This is a genomic window from Kitasatospora sp. GAS204B, assembly GCF_029892155.1.
In the GTDB taxonomy this organism is placed as follows: domain Bacteria; phylum Actinomycetota; class Actinomycetes; order Streptomycetales; family Streptomycetaceae; genus Kitasatospora.
Genome location: NZ_JARZAG010000014.1, coordinates 44,102 through 58,029 on the forward strand (window position 1 = coordinate 44,102; position 13,928 = coordinate 58,029).

Consider the following 13,928-nt stretch of genomic DNA (forward strand, 5'->3'; position numbering starts at 1 on the left):
ATCGAAGCAGACAGCCCCGGCCCGCAGTGGTGAGTCGAAGACCACCCTCTACGAGAGGGGCGCCATGGTTTTCCGACACGGCGTCAGGAATGGTTTCACCTTCGCGGGTGAACCCCGCTGTGGTCCGCGCCGGTTTCGGTTCTCAGGGCTTGTGCCACGATCGAAAGGGGGCGGGCTGTGTTGGTCTCAGCGACCGGTGTCGGGGCCGAGGTTCGCGGTCGGGGCAATGTGCGCGAGCAGATAGCCGGCTGCGGCGCGCAGCGGTAGCCCCGGGTGCGGGCCTGTGACTCTGCGTCAGAGCCGCCCGGCTGAATACCTGAGGCTATTGACTCTTCACGGCAGCAGCGTGTGCAGTCGCGCGGCCCGGCGTGCGGGCCACAGTGCGGCGCTCAGGCACACCAGGGCGGTGGTGGCGAGTATCAGGGCGAGCGATCCCCACGGCAGGATCAGCGTCATCGGTGCGGCCCGGCAGATCGCCCACGCGAGGAAGATGCCCAGGCCCAGGCCCAGGCCGGCGCCGAGCAGGGTGGTGAGCGCGGATTCGAGCCGGATCATCTGGGCGGCGTTGGCCTTCTCCAGGCCGATGGCGCGAAGCAGCCCGATCTCGCGCGGGTGCTCGAAGACGGAGAGAGTCAGTGTGTTGACGAGTCCCAGGATCGCGATGATCGCGGTCAGGGCCAGCATCCCGTAGACGGTGTCGAGGAGCAGGGAGAGTTGTTCTTCGTTGTCCATGCGGAGTTGTTCATGGTCCTTGACCTGGATGATCGGGTTGTTGCCAAGCGCGTTGAGGAGAGCTTGCCGATTCTTCGTGTTCGCCCCGTCCTTCGTGCTGAGTAGAACCGCCTGGTCGGTGAGTTCGACGCCGTGTGCGGCCAGCGAGGCGTGGGAGAGGACAAGGTCGGAGAGCAGGCGGTTGGGCGCGACGACACCGCCCACCGTGAGCGTCGCCCGGGTGCCATCCGGGTAGATGGCAGGGATCTGTGATCCGGTGGTCCAGCCGTTCGCTGCTGCCGTGCTCTGCTTCACCAGGACCGTGTTCGGTGTCTGGAGGGTGCTTGCGGTTCCGCTGGTGGTGGTCAGGTCGAGCAGACCGGCGATGGTGGTGGGGTCGACCGCGGTGACGCTGCGGGTCTGGTCTGCGACGTGGAGGTCAGTGCTCTGTAGGGCGCTGACGGCGGTGACCGCTGGTGTGCGGGCCAGGGCTGGGGCCACGGACGGGTCCAGCGGCGTGGGTGTGGCCATGCCGATCTGGTAGTCGGCCCTGAGACCTTGCGTGGAGCGTCGGTCGATTTCGTGGGTCAGGGAGACGCCGACCACGGCCAGGGCGCAGACCAGGGCCAGCCCGATGGACAGGGCGGATGCGGTGGCGGCGGTCCGCCGGGGGTTGCGGGCGGCGTTGCGCCGCGCCAGGGTGCCGCTCGGCCCCCACAGGCGGGTCAGCGGCCGTGCGGCCAGCGCCGTCACGGGGCGGGTGAGGATCGGTGTCAGCACGATGACACCCATCATGGTGAACGGGGCTCCCACGGCGAGGACCCCCATGCCGCTTCTGTTTCCGGTCCACGCGCCGAAGAGCGTGGTCAGCACACCGAAGGTGGTGAGTGCGGCGCTGGCCGAACCACGTAGGACGCGGCTTTTGCGCGTCGCCTGGGCTTGCGCGCCGCGCATGGCGGCCACGGGCGCGATGGTGGCGGCGCGTCGGGCGGACAGCCACGCCGCGAGCATGCTGACCAGCACGCCAAGGACCAGTGAGGCCGCTACGCCGCCAGGGCTGACGACCAGAGGACCGGAGGGCAGGTGGCTGCCGGTGGCGTCAAGACCGGCACGGACGGCGGAGGCGATGGCGACGCCGAGCAGAGCACCGAGGATCGAGGCAACGGTACCGACCAAGAACGCCTCGGCCATGATCGAAGCGGTGACCTGGGCGCGGGTGGCACCGATCGCGCGGACCAGGGCCAGTTCCCGAGTACGCCGGACAGCCGACAAGTTGAAGGTGTTGGCGATGCCGAAGACGCCGACGAATAGCGCGATCCCAGCGAATGCGAGCAGCGCGTTCCTGACGGCCTCGGTGCTGGAGGCTGTTATGGCGCTCTGCTGGTTGGCGAGGCTCTGACCGCTCTGCGCCGTGGCGCTGCCGTCGGGTGGGAGCAGCGGCTGGACATCGGTGAGGAGCTGGGTGCGGGAGGCGCCGGCGGCAGGGCTGAGGGTGATCTGCGAGAAGTGGCCGGGTGACAGGTAGAGACTCTGCGCTGTCGGGGTGTCGAACAGGACGAGGGACCCGCCGGCGGAGACCTTGGGATCATCGGTGGTGAAGGTGCCGACCAGCTTCTCCTGCAGCACGGGGCCGTTGACCGATACGGGGACCGTGTCGCCGACCCGGTAGTGGGCTTTGCCGGCGCTGGAGCGGTCCAGCGCGATCTCCTCAGCGCTCTGCGGACCGCGACCGTCGGTCATGTGGTACCTCGCGTCGGTTCCGTTGCCGCCTGGGATGTAGTTGGCTCCGATGGAGGACCGTGGGGGAGTGATCGGCCTGCCGGCCTGGTCTGCCACGGCGGCGAACCCGAAGACACTACCGCTGGCGAAGGCGACGCCCGGAAGCGCCGCGACCTTTTGCAGCAGGCCGGCGTCGAGGCTTCCCTGGGCCTGGCGATACTGGCCCGGGGTGAGGGTGATCGCCACCGCGTTGTTGTCCACGCTGTTGCTGAGGCTGTTCTGGTAGGCGCCGGAGACGGTGCCGGCGAACGTCAAGGTGGCGGAGAGGAAGGCCACACCAAGAAGGACCGCGAGCGCTGTCATGAGCAGTCGGGCCTTGTGCGCCAGGGCGTTGCGCAGGACGGTACGGAGCACGAGCAGTCCAGTGAGAGTCGTGGGAAGACGGGATTTAGGGCGGCCGGGCTCAGGTCTGCGGCGTTGGCCGATGGGTGGACGTTCCAGGCGTGGTGGAGCGAAGGCCTTCCAGGACGGTGTCGGTGGTGGGGTGGCGGATGTCCTTGACGACTCGTCCGTCGGCGAGGAAGACCACCCGGTTCGCGTAGGAGGCGGCGACCGGGTCGTGGGTCACCATGGCGACCGTCTGGCCCAGTTCGCGCACCGAGTCGCGCAGGAAGGAGAGGACCTCGCCGCTGGAACGCGAGTCGAGGTTGCCGGTGGGCTCGTCGGCGAAGATGATCTCGGGTCGGGAAGCCATCGCGCGGGCGCAGGCCACGCGTTGCTGCTGGCCACCGGAGAGCTGTGCGGGGCGGTGCGCCAGGCGCCCGGCCAGGCCCGTGGCCCGTACGACCTCCTCCAGCCACTGCCGGTCGGGCTTGCGGCCGGCGATATCCATGGGAAGGGTGATGTTCTCAAGGGCCGTCAGGACCGGGAGCAGGTTGAATGCCTGGAAGACGAACCCGACCCGGTCCCGGCGCAGCTTCGTGAGGGCCTTGTCCTTGAGGTCGGTCAGGTCCGTGTCGCCGATCCAGGTGGTTCCCGCGGAGAGGGTGTCCAGGCCGGCCATGCAGTGCAGCAGGGTGGATTTGCCGCATCCCGAAGGCCCCATGACGGCGGTGAACTCGCCACGAGCGAAGTCAATGGAGATCTCGTCCAGCGCGACCACCCGGGTCTCCCCCGCGCCGTAGACCTTGCTCAGTCCCACTGCGCGCGCCGCCGACGCCTTGGAGGAAGCTGTCTCGTTGGCAGGGGCTGGTTCCGTCATGGTCATGGGCGGCCTATCAATTCTTGGAGCGTCGGGCGGCGTGCGGTGGTAATTTCCGTGTCGAGCTCAACTGCCAGGTCGGGCAGCACTACACGAGGCACAACGATCACCAGCATCGAAGCTAGGCGGGTCGAGGAGCCGGGCGCGTCAATCGACCGTCCACGCTCGGCCCCGACCAAAGTAGGCGCGATACCGCGGCCGGGTCGTCCGAAGGGGGCGACATCGGCGGGCAGCAGCAGGGCGGTGCGCGATCAGCGGCGAAGAACGGGGCAGCTGGGACACCCCCACCGGTGGGTCAATGCTCCGCCCCGTGCCGACCAAGGCCAAGACTGAATACGCGACAGTCATCCGAATCAGCCACCCAAGGACCGCGGATGCGCACACGCCACGCCCTTCTCGGCAGCGCTGCTCTGGGGCTCGCGCTGACTCTGGCTGCTCCGGCATCCACCCGGGACAGCCTGGTTCCCCTGCCATCGACGGAGAACGGCCCTGGTCCCGGCGGGCTCCAGGAGCAACGTGCACCATCGGCCCCGCTGGGCGGGCCGCTGACGGGCCGCACCGTCGTACTCGACCCGGGCCACAATGCCGGCAACCTCGAACACCTCGACGAGATCGACCAGCAGGTGGATATCGGCAACGGCCGCAAGGAGTGCGACACCACCGGCACCATGACCGCCACCGGCTACCCCGAGGCGGCGTTCTCCCTCGATGTCGCGCACCGGGCCCGGGAGATCCTCCAGAACCGCGGCGCGAACGTCGTGCTCACCCACGACGGCGAGAGGCCCTGGGGCCCCTGCATCACCGAACGCGCTGCGATCGGCAACGCCGCCCACGCCGACGCCGCCCTCTCGATCCACGCCGACGGCGCGCCCGCCACCAACAGCGGCTTCTACGTGATCCTGCCCGGCGAGGTAGTGGCCGGCCCCGCCGACACCACATCCATCCTCGCCCCCTCACGGCGACTCGGTGAGCAACTGCGCGACCACTTCCACGCGGCGACCGCAGAACCGTACGCCGACTACTACGCCGAGCAGGGTCTGGTCACGGCATCGGACCTCGGCGGACTCAACCTCTCCACCGTGCCCAAGGTGTTCATCGAGTGCGCCAACATGCCCAACCCCGAGGATGCGCGGAAACTGACGGACCCCCAATGGCGCCAGTTGGCCGCCCAAGGCATCGCCGACGCATTCACCTCTTACCTTGAACCCGACTGATGATTCATGCATCAACTGTTGGCCCCCTCGCTTCGCGGGGCCATGCACCACAAGCAGCCCTACTAAGATGCCAGGGCGGGTTCGTAGAACGACACGGCACTGTGCCCGGTCCGCGGAGCGTTGTGCGGAAGCGTTTCAGCAGCCGCCAGGACCAGGGTGCGCACTTGTGCACGCTGGTTCCGCTTCCGCGCCACCCACACCGGACCCGGGCGCTGAGCAACGCTCAGCAGTGGCCCACTGCCCCGACAGGCGGAGTTCATCTGCAGGGGCGAGCCGTCCGGTGACAAGCAGGTCGCCATCATGGCTGACCACCAGGTAGCCGGCTCGCTCCAGGATCATCGACACCGCGGAGGTCACCGTCTTCCCCAGCCCCTGGGGATCCCTGTCCGTGCGACGACCCGGCGCGGCTGTCAAGGAGAGCGGTGCCACCGCTCCCGCCTGCCGACTCACCGGCCTCCACCCCACCGCCACACCCTCACGACCAAGGCGCACCCGCAAACCTGGCGCTCCAGGCGCGGGGATGACCAATCCCGTCTTCTCCAACAGGGCACACACGCCCTCAAACAACTCCCGCTGATCCATCCCCGGACTTTACGACGCCGCGGCGTCCGCTTCGCGGTGCCCGCGCCCGTGTCGGAAAGTCAGCTCGGCACTGGATCAAGCGGGTACCCGGCACGAGCCCGGCCCCACAAACCGGCGGCGCGGCGCAGGTCCGCTCCCCCGGCGCTACGGCAGAACACGACGCGTCCGGCGCCCCAGAGCATTCGTCTGCGGAAACCGCAGCGGCCCCTTTCGTCCCCTCTCCCCGTAGCATGGATCCATGGACAGCGCGTTGTGGTGGTTATTCGCCACGCTGCTGGGAGTGCCGCTGGTGATCACGTCACTCCCGGAGTTCGGGTTGCTGGCGATCGGCGCGGCCAGCGCCATGGTAGCTGCCGGTCTCGGTGCCGGAGCGACTTGGCAGATCCTGACGTTCGTGGGAGTCTCGATCGTCATGCTGGTCGGTGTCCGTCCCCTCGCCTACCGGATGCTGCGGAAGAGTCCCCAGGTGCGGATGGGCATCGAAGCGCTTCAAGGCGCCACCGCGGTCGTGCAAGAACGGGTGGACCACGACGGCGGGAGGATCAAGCTGAACGGCGAGATCTGGTCGGCGCGCGCTCTGTTCCCCAACCAGGTGTACGAGCCCGGTCAGCAGGTGGATGTTGTCGAGATCAAAGGCGCGACCGCCCTGGTCATCTGACAGCCGGCCGCGGTTTCTCACCAGAGGGACCTCCACGGGCCTCTTTAGGTTCGGGCTCTGCCAACCTTGCAGGCCAGTGGTTCAGCCGTTGAGGTTGCGCATGAGCTCGGGAGAGTAGCGCTCTCCCGAGACGATGCCGCGGGGTGCCACCGCCTCGATGGCCGCGAGGTCGTCAGCAGTGACGGTCGCCTTGAGGGCGGCGATGTTCTCCTCGAGGTAGCGCCGCCGCTTGGTGCCGGGGATCGCCACACCCCCCTGGTGGAACACCCAGGCGAGGGCGAGTTGTGACGCTGTGATGCCCTTGTCGTCGGCGAGTCGGCGCACCTCGGCGACAACAGCAAGGTTGCGCTCGAAGTTCTCGCCCTGGAAGCGGGGGTCTGTGCGACGGAAGTCGTCCGCGGCGAAGTGCTCGGGGCTGGTGATGGCACCCGAGAGAAACCCTCGGCCCAGCGGCGAGTAGGCCACTAGCCCGATGCCCAGCGCCCTCAGGGCATCCATGACGCCGTCCTGCTCAACACTCCGCTCGAACAGCGAGTACTCGCTCTGGACGGCAGTGAGCGGATGGACGGCGTGTGCGCGACGGATGGTGGCAGGCGCTACCTCGCACAGACCGAGATGGCGCACCTTGCCTTCGCTGACCAGTTCCGCCATCGCACCGATGCTCTCCTCGACCGGCACCTGCGGATCCACGCGGTGCAGGTAGTACAGGTCGATGTGATCGGTCCCCAGGTGGCGCAGGGAGCGCTCGGCGGAGCGGCGGATGTAGTCGGGTCGCCCGTTGTGTCCCACGAGCACACCATCGTCGGTGAATTCGATCCCGGTCTTGGTGGCAAGGACAGCCTGGTCCCGACGTCCGGCGAGAGCCTTGCCGAGCAGGCGCTCGTTGAGAAAGGGGCCGTAGCTCTCCGCGGTGTCCAACAGGGTGACGCCCAGTTCGAGGGCGCGATCGATCGTGGCCAGCGCCTCGGCCTCGTCGGTAGCGCCGTAGAAGGCGCTCATGCCCATACAGCCAAGGCCTTGAACGGCCACGGTCAGGCCTTGGCTGCCGAGTGCGCGGTGTTCCATGTCTTCTCCCATAAAGAACTGACCGGATACGTGGAGGTCGCGGGGCCGCTTGGAAACAACTCGAGCGACTGCCCGGGGGACGCCACAGAACGCAGGGCTCAGCCGGCGGCCGCGCCGCCTCGCACAGCTCCCATGACTTCCGTCCGCCCTGCGCGTGCGGTACTTCACCCGCGCCCCTGGGTACAGTGAGAGCTAACCGCCCTACACGATACCGACTCTATCGGGAATACCGCTCCCGAGGACCTGGGCTTTCGGTGAGGCATAGGTGCATCTTTAGTAGGGTTTTATGATCAACCTTTGTTGATTCCCGCCGTCCAGCGTGGGCTTTTAACCTGTGGCCACTTGCCGTTCGGGTCGCTTTCGGGCTCCGGGGGTTCTGGACCCGTTGCCGGCGCCAGGCCTCGAAGAAGGCGCGGACCCAGTCCCGCGCCAGGCGACCTTTGCGGCAGTGCGGGGACTCTCGTCACCGCCTTTGGAAGACAACACAGGGAGAGCAATGAAGAAGCCCGTGGTCCGTCTGATCGTCGCCGTGGCGGCGACGGCGGCCTGCACGTTCGGTGGTGTAGGGAGCGCGATGGCCGCGACCCCGGCGACGCAACCCGGCGCAGTAAGCCTCAGCGCCGCAACGCAGGACTCCACGTTGTCCTATCTCGACGTAGCCACCATTGCGGTACAGCGCGTCCAGTCCAGCTACCCGCTCGCCAAGCTGCTGGAGAGCAGCGGTTTCTCGGCGAGCGGTCCCACCGATGACGTGAACAAGATCACCAGCTGGAAGTTCGTCTTCCAGCTGCCCGGTAACAAGACCGCGATAATCGAGTCCACCGGGTGGGGCACGTTCGCTCCCCCGGTCGTCATCAACCGGCCCTGGACCGAGGATTACGTCATCGACTGGACACCTCAGAGTTACCTGGACATCACCGCTGCCGACGCGATCCTGAAGAAGGCCGGATACGTCAGCGCGTACAGCAGCGTGACGATGCGGGCGCCGCTGGGCCCGAAGCACACCGAGCCCTACTACATCTTCAACTTCCCCGACGGCAGCCACACCGCCGTGGGTCTCGTGGACGGAAACGTCACGGCCTTCCAGTGACCAGGTGACCGGGTGCTCCGTGCGAACGTGCGGAGCACCCGCGCGAGATCGTCCGATGCCCTGTACGAGGCTTGAGGAAACCATTGCGGTGGCTGACACGTGCATCCGGTACACCTACCGGATGCACGTGTCAGCCACCGCACCTGCGGGCCTGGCGGCCGAGTGGTGCGTGCGTGACGCGGTCCATCCCGTCATCTTCGCTGGTGGCCGCCGCGACGTCGCTGGGGACGATGCCGGCGGTCGAGGCGGGCGCTGACGGGGACACGGCCGCGGTGCTAGCCGGTGGCTCGGAGCTCGACGGCGAGGAACTGCTCGTGCTGCTGGAGCAGGAGGCCACCAGCAGCACGATTGCGAGCGTCGCCGGGGAGCCCAGACCGTCCGGACAGTACCGACGGTCCGGGCTCCCCGGATCCGGACCCGCTGTGCGACAACCGGTCGGGCAACAACTCGTTCATGCCGAACCGTGATCACGGCGAAGGCGGGCTCGGAGCTTGAGGGAGGGGTCTATTTGGCGGCGAGTGCCTGCCGGCTTGATTTGGCTGCGATGCCTTAGATTTAGATGGCGTGGTTTATAGATGACCTAACGGCTGCTCCGCAGGACGATTTTTGCATAGGCACTGACTTCAAGTCATAGCGATGCCCCCTTGTTCACCTCCTGAAAAACCCTGTCATCGCGCGAACCGCGTAGCCCACCTGAACCTTGGCACCAGAAGTGTCTCCGGCAGTGTGGGCATCGTGGGCCTCAGCCAGACTGCTGCCACCAGCTCTAAGTACTGCTCCGAGCATTCGGGCAATACCTACGGCGTTATCCCGCCCGCTGGACGAGGAATACTGCGGATCGGTTCCGAGGCGGCCGGAATTTGCAGTCATATTCTTGAACTGAGGGTCCCCCAGGCCACTGGTGCGATAACCCGCATGTAGCGCCTCGTAGGCCTCTTTGATGTTGCCCTGATTGTGTAGAAAAGGTGGCGCGGGCTGAAGCCGGAATCCCCCGACTCCAGCCCGCGGGGCGCAGTCAATTCGAGTCCAGTCGATAGCCGACCCCGTGGACGGTGTGAACGAGCCGCGGTTCGCCGTCGGCCTCCAACTTGCGACGCAGGTACCTGATGTATACGGCGAGGACACTGGAGTGCGCGGCTAAGTCCGGGCCCCATACGTGGTCCATGATCAGCTCGCGTGTCAGCACCTGCCCGGGATGCAGAACGAGCAGTTCCAACAGCGTGAACTCAGTGCGTGAGAACTTCAGTGCCCGCCCGGCCCGGGTGCCAGTGCGACTGTCCGGGTCGAGTGTGAGATCACCGAAGGTGTAGACATGCGCGGGGTCGGCGGCTGCCGTGCGGCGCAGCAGGGCGCGCAGGCGGGCGGTCAGCTCCGCCAGCGCGAACGGCTCGACCAGGCAGTCGTCGGCGCCCGCGTCCAGCCCCGCCACCCGGTCGCTGACCGAGTCGCCGCTGGTGAGAAGCAGGATCGGCAGCCGGCTGCCGAGTGCTCGCAGCCTGCGGCAGACCGTCAGGCCGTCCAAGGTCGCGACGCTCGTCCCCAGGACCAGCGCGCGCGGTTGCCAGGTTACCGACTCCCGCAGTCCCGTCAGGCCGTTTGGCGCGCCTCGCACGACGTATCCCTCAACGGCGAGGGCGTGCATCAGAGACGCTCGTATCGCCGGGTCGCCGTCCACCACCAGGACTCTCGGTGCGGCGCTCATGGGAATTCCTTTCGGTCAATGGTGCAAGGTTCTATGCCCGTCTTGCTCGCTCCCGACGCGCGACGGGAAGGCCGCCGATGGCACGTGTGTGGCGCCCTGCGGGGCCCAAATATCCACGTCAGGCCGGTGACGGCGCACCAGAGGATACGGCGGGCTTCTCAGCGGGCGGTACCGGCTGCAGCCGCCTGGCCCACTACGTCACGGAGTCCGCTCGACTCGGGCATCGTGCCGCCACCTGGCCCTGGCACCACGAACTGACCACGGCGTTCGACCACCTGTTGACACTGCCCCGACCGGCCACCTGACAGACGAAGCCGCCCTTGACCACCACAACCCGAGGACCCAGGAGCACCCGGCCATCGCGCGGGGCCCTCGGCATGCCCAACGACCGACGGCAGCCCCGCGACCTCCGACACAGGGATCACCCCAGAGCAGCCGACGCGAACCGAAACAGCGAGGCTAACGAACAGCGGGCGACCAGCGCACCCAACACCGTTCGGGACACGCGCAGTCATCCGGATGACCACCACGGTCACTCCTAATCACTGTTCAGGAACGGTGTGGCGGGCAGGATCCACCGCATCCGGCGCCCGGGCAAGGTGACCGCCTCGACAAGCCAGGCCGTGACGGTCCCCGTCAGGGCCCGATAGCCCTGCCGAGGCGGTCACGATTATCGCGCTCATCCATATCGGCGTCGTGAATTGACTGCCCGTCAGCAGATGCCACACCTGGTGCCGTCCCACGCCGGCGGCCTGGTCGCTGAGGAGAGGACTGGACAGGAGGGCGAGGGCCGCCACCAGTGCGGGCCGCGGCCACGAGGAGGGGAGCGGTTGCCTTCCTACTCGCTCCGCCCGCCAGTTGGACGTCGCCGCAGAGCGGATCTCGACCTTCGCCCCGGTGGCCTTGGTGAAGGCTGCCGCGAGCGCCTGCGTGGCGGCGAGGCGCTGACCGTTGTCGAGCACCAGGGACCCGTTGCCCGCCAAGGTGGGCCTACGGGCCTGCGATGCAGGCACTGGCGAGCGCGAAGGCTCCGCTCCCGTGAGGGCTGCGGGACGAGGTGTCCGGGAGCACCGAAGGGCATCTGCCGAGACGGGGTTCTTTCACGTCGGCGAGGTCGAAAGGCCTTCGATCCCCCGGCCTGCCGTTCGGTATCTCGTATCACGTGCGACATGGTCGGGAACCAAAGCGCAGGGCGCGGCGACAACTTATGAGGACGTGGGTGGTGACGGCGCCGGCAGGGTGAGGCCGGGTGCTCGCCTGGAACCGCCCACGTCGCCGTCTGGGAACCGCTCCCGTGTGTGTCAGATCTTGCGCAGCTCTCCCCAACAGTCTGGATCCGTATGATGCTCGACAGTTCCGCGTCCCCGCAGTTGGAGAAGCCCGCCGAAGGCCCTTCCCCCTCGCTCTCGCACGGTCTGAAGCAGCGTCATCTGTCGATGATCGCCTTGGGCGGCGTCATCGGCGCCGGGCTCTTCGTGGGTTCCGGTGCGGGTATCGCCGCTGCGGGCCCCGCGATCGTGCTGGCCTTTGCCGCCGCAGGAACGATCGTCATGCTGGTGATGCGGATGCTGGGCGAGATGTCCGCCGCTCGCCCGGTCTCGGGCTCGTTCTCGGTGCACGCCGAGAACGAGGTCGGGGTGTGGGCCGGAATCACCTCGGGGTGGACGTACTGGGTGATGCTCTGCTGCGCTGTCGCCGCGGAGGCCACCGCCGCCGGCAGGATCATGCACAGCTGGATTCCGGACGTCCCTGCATACGGCTGGGTGGCGGCCTTCATGGCGCTCTTCTGCGCCATGAACCTCTCGGCGGTAAAGAACTTCGGCGAGTTCGAGTTCTGGTTCGCCACGATCAAAATATCCGCGATCGTGGCTTTCCTGGCGGTGGCCGTCCTGGGGGTGTGCGGCGTGCTGGGCCACGGCGGCGCACCTGGTACGAGCAACCTCACCGGCCACGGCGGCTTCTTCCCCACGGGCGGCGGGGGCCTGGTCGCCGGGTTGCTCAGCTCCGTGTTCGCATACGGCGGCCTGGAGACCGTCACCATCGCCGCCGCCGAGTCCGACCAGCCGAGCCGCAACGTCGCCAGCGCGGTGCGCACGGCGATGTACCGGATCTCGGTCTTCTACATCGGCTCGATGGCGCTGATCGTGACCCTGGTGCCGTGGAACGACCCCCGACTCCTCTCCGGGGGTCCGTACGTCGCGGTCCTGCAGCGCCTGGGCATCCCGGGCGCGGCCGACATCATGGAGACCGTCGTCCTGATCGCGCTGCTGTCCGCGATCAACGCCAACATCTACGGTGCCTCGCGGATGGCCTACTCCCTGGTCGAACGCGGCCAGGGGCCGGGCTGGCTCAACCGAATCCACAACGGCGTGCCGTGGCGCGCGGTCCTCGCGTCCTGCGGGTTCGGGTTCTTCGCCGTCGTCGCCGGGGTCATCTGGCCGACCACGGTGTTCACCTGGCTGATGGACACCACGGGCATCGCTGTGCTGGTGGTGTGGGTGTTCATCTGCGTCTCCCAGCTGCGGATGCGAGCTCGGCTGGAGCGCGAGGCCCCGCAGCTGCTGACCGTGCGGATGTGGTGCTACCCCTACCTCACCTGGACCGCGCTGAGTGCGATCGCCGCGGTGTTCGTCCTGCTGGCCACCTCCAAGGGCGGAACGGAGCAGTTGGTCCCCTCTGCGGTGCTGCTGGCGCTCTTGGCTGGGGCCGGCCTGTGGAAGCAGCGGCGTGGAGCCTCCGGTGGATGATCCGCTGGCTCTGCTTCGTGGCATGAGGGTCGCTTAGACAACCCGTGGACATGCTGCATCTCTGCGCGTAAGAGCGCGGGGCTTTCCTAGTCCCTTTCTGCGGAGCGATCCGCGAGAACGACGGCATTGCGCCGGCAGCGCCCTGACGGGTGCTCTGGTTCATGGGGTTCGCCGCTGTCCGGCCCTTCCTTCGGGCAGCGGGCGAACTGAGTACGAAAGGTGGCTCGGTATGAACGACGTACCCCGGGTCCTGGTGGTCGAGAAGGAGCAGCAGACCGCCCGGTCATTGGTGACTTACCTGAACGCCAGCGGCTACCAGGCCGATGCGGCCCTTGACGAGGTCACCGCGCTGGAGCTGTCCTCCGGCTGCCAGCCGGATGTGGTGGTTCTGGTTCCCGCTCTGCCCACAGCAGACGGCGCCCAAGCTCTCCGCAGTCTGCGCAGCTGGACCCAGGCTCCGGTGATCGTCCTGTCGGAAGAGCACGGTACGGAGGAGAAGATCAAGGCCTTGGACGCGGGCGCGGACGACTACGTCACCAAGCCCTTCGACATGGGCGAGCTGCTTGCGCGGCTGCGTGCGCTCAGACGTCGGGCCAAGACGCTGAGCAACTGCCTGGAAGAAGCCATCGTCAACACCGCGTCCTTCACCATCGACCTGCATGCCAGGCAGGTCCGTCGCGACGGGATGCCCGTCCAACTTACGCGCACCGAGTGGCAGATCCTTGAGGTCCTGGTCCGCAGCGGTGGGTCTCTGGTCAGCAAGAAGCGTCTGCTCCAGGAGGTCTGGGGGCCGTCCTACAGCACGGAGACCAACTACCTGCGGGTCTACATGTCCCAGCTGCGTCGCAAGCTGGAGGCCGACCCGGCCCACCCTCGGCACTTGATCACCAAGTATGGCAAAGGGTACTGCTTCGAGCATTGACGTCCTCGCTGGCCCGGTGCCTGGAGCCCGGCCGGCCGAGATTCCCGGCCCGGATGTTGGCCCTCAGCGTGGCGTAGTCGTCCACGACCTTCTTGACCGCCCGAACCGCGGACTGAGCGGAGAGGCCGAACTCCGCCTTGACCGTGCCGTGCGCCATCGTCTGCAACTCGTTGCGGGAGAACACCTGGCTCTAGAACGCCGCGACCGACACCACGTCAGCGGCCCGGTTGCCCGCACGCAGGGTAGCCCCCGGAGCC

At 67.5% G+C, this 13,928-nt stretch carries 9 protein-coding genes; 5 read left to right on the forward strand and 4 right to left on the reverse strand.

The window, feature by feature from the left end; translation table 11 throughout:
* Positions 1 to 333: 333 nt before the first annotated feature.
* Together P3T41_RS20240 and P3T41_RS20245 are read right to left on the reverse strand one after the other, a co-directional pair.
* A complete protein-coding gene (locus P3T41_RS20240; protein WP_280691368.1) occupies positions 334 to 2,844 on the reverse strand; it encodes an ABC transporter permease in 2,511 nt (836 codons plus the stop codon).
* A gap of 49 nt (positions 2,845 to 2,893) precedes the next feature.
* Positions 2,894 to 3,697: an ABC transporter ATP-binding protein gene (locus P3T41_RS20245; protein WP_280691369.1), complete on the reverse strand. Its 804-nt coding sequence runs from the start codon at positions 3,695 to 3,697 to the stop codon at positions 2,894 to 2,896.
* Between the two features lie 368 nt (positions 3,698 to 4,065).
* Here P3T41_RS20245 and P3T41_RS20250 point away from each other — a divergent pair, with 368 nt between their 5' ends.
* Complete coding sequence (locus P3T41_RS20250; RefSeq protein ID WP_280691370.1) at positions 4,066 to 4,905, forward strand: N-acetylmuramoyl-L-alanine amidase; 840 nt, start codon at positions 4,066 to 4,068, stop codon at positions 4,903 to 4,905.
* A gap of 820 nt (positions 4,906 to 5,725) precedes the next feature.
* Positions 5,726 to 6,145, forward strand: a complete 420-nt coding sequence (locus P3T41_RS20255; protein WP_280691371.1) for an NfeD family protein — start codon at positions 5,726 to 5,728, stop codon at positions 6,143 to 6,145.
* An 81-nt stretch (positions 6,146 to 6,226) separates the two neighbouring features.
* Here P3T41_RS20255 and P3T41_RS20260 read toward each other — a convergent pair whose 3' ends face one another.
* Positions 6,227 to 7,210, reverse strand: coding sequence for an aldo/keto reductase (locus P3T41_RS20260; protein ID WP_280691372.1), 984 nt, complete (start codon positions 7,208 to 7,210; stop codon positions 6,227 to 6,229).
* A gap of 496 nt (positions 7,211 to 7,706) precedes the next feature.
* Here P3T41_RS20260 and P3T41_RS20265 point away from each other — a divergent pair, with 496 nt between their 5' ends.
* The gene (locus tag P3T41_RS20265) at positions 7,707 to 8,300 is read left to right on the forward strand and encodes a hypothetical protein (RefSeq protein WP_280691373.1); all 594 of its coding nucleotides are present in this window, start codon (positions 7,707 to 7,709) and stop codon (positions 8,298 to 8,300) included.
* 1,015 nt (positions 8,301 to 9,315) lie between these two features.
* On the opposite strand, the gene P3T41_RS20270 is transcribed toward P3T41_RS20265, so the two are convergent.
* Positions 9,316 to 10,002, reverse strand: a complete 687-nt coding sequence (locus P3T41_RS20270) for a response regulator transcription factor (protein ID WP_280691374.1) — start codon at positions 10,000 to 10,002, stop codon at positions 9,316 to 9,318.
* A gap of 1,343 nt (positions 10,003 to 11,345) precedes the next feature.
* On the opposite strand from P3T41_RS20270, the gene P3T41_RS20275 reads away from it, so the two are divergent.
* Positions 11,346 to 12,749, forward strand: coding sequence for an amino acid permease (locus P3T41_RS20275; protein WP_280691478.1), 1,404 nt, complete (start codon positions 11,346 to 11,348; stop codon positions 12,747 to 12,749).
* A 229-nt stretch (positions 12,750 to 12,978) separates the two neighbouring features.
* On the forward strand, positions 12,979 to 13,671 hold the full coding sequence (locus P3T41_RS20280; protein WP_280691375.1) for a response regulator transcription factor: 693 nt from the start codon (positions 12,979 to 12,981) through the stop codon (positions 13,669 to 13,671).
* The last annotated feature ends 257 nt before the right edge of the window (positions 13,672 to 13,928 follow it).

Coding starts and splice junctions, on each gene's coding strand:
- P3T41_RS20245 (WP_280691369.1), bottom strand. CDS start 3,697: ATGACCATGACGGAACCAGCCCCTGCCAACGAGACAGCTTCCTCCAAG.
- P3T41_RS20250 (WP_280691370.1), top strand. CDS start 4,066: ATGCGCACACGCCACGCCCTTCTCGGCAGCGCTGCTCTGGGGCTCGCG.
- P3T41_RS20255 (WP_280691371.1), top strand. CDS start 5,726: ATGGACAGCGCGTTGTGGTGGTTATTCGCCACGCTGCTGGGAGTGCCG.
- P3T41_RS20260 (WP_280691372.1), bottom strand. CDS start 7,210: ATGGAACACCGCGCACTCGGCAGCCAAGGCCTGACCGTGGCCGTTCAA.
- P3T41_RS20265 (WP_280691373.1), top strand. CDS start 7,707: ATGAAGAAGCCCGTGGTCCGTCTGATCGTCGCCGTGGCGGCGACGGCG.
- P3T41_RS20270 (WP_280691374.1), bottom strand. CDS start 10,002: ATGAGCGCCGCACCGAGAGTCCTGGTGGTGGACGGCGACCCGGCGATA.
- P3T41_RS20275 (WP_280691478.1), top strand. CDS start 11,346: ATGCTCGACAGTTCCGCGTCCCCGCAGTTGGAGAAGCCCGCCGAAGGC.
- P3T41_RS20280 (WP_280691375.1), top strand. CDS start 12,979: ATGAACGACGTACCCCGGGTCCTGGTGGTCGAGAAGGAGCAGCAGACC.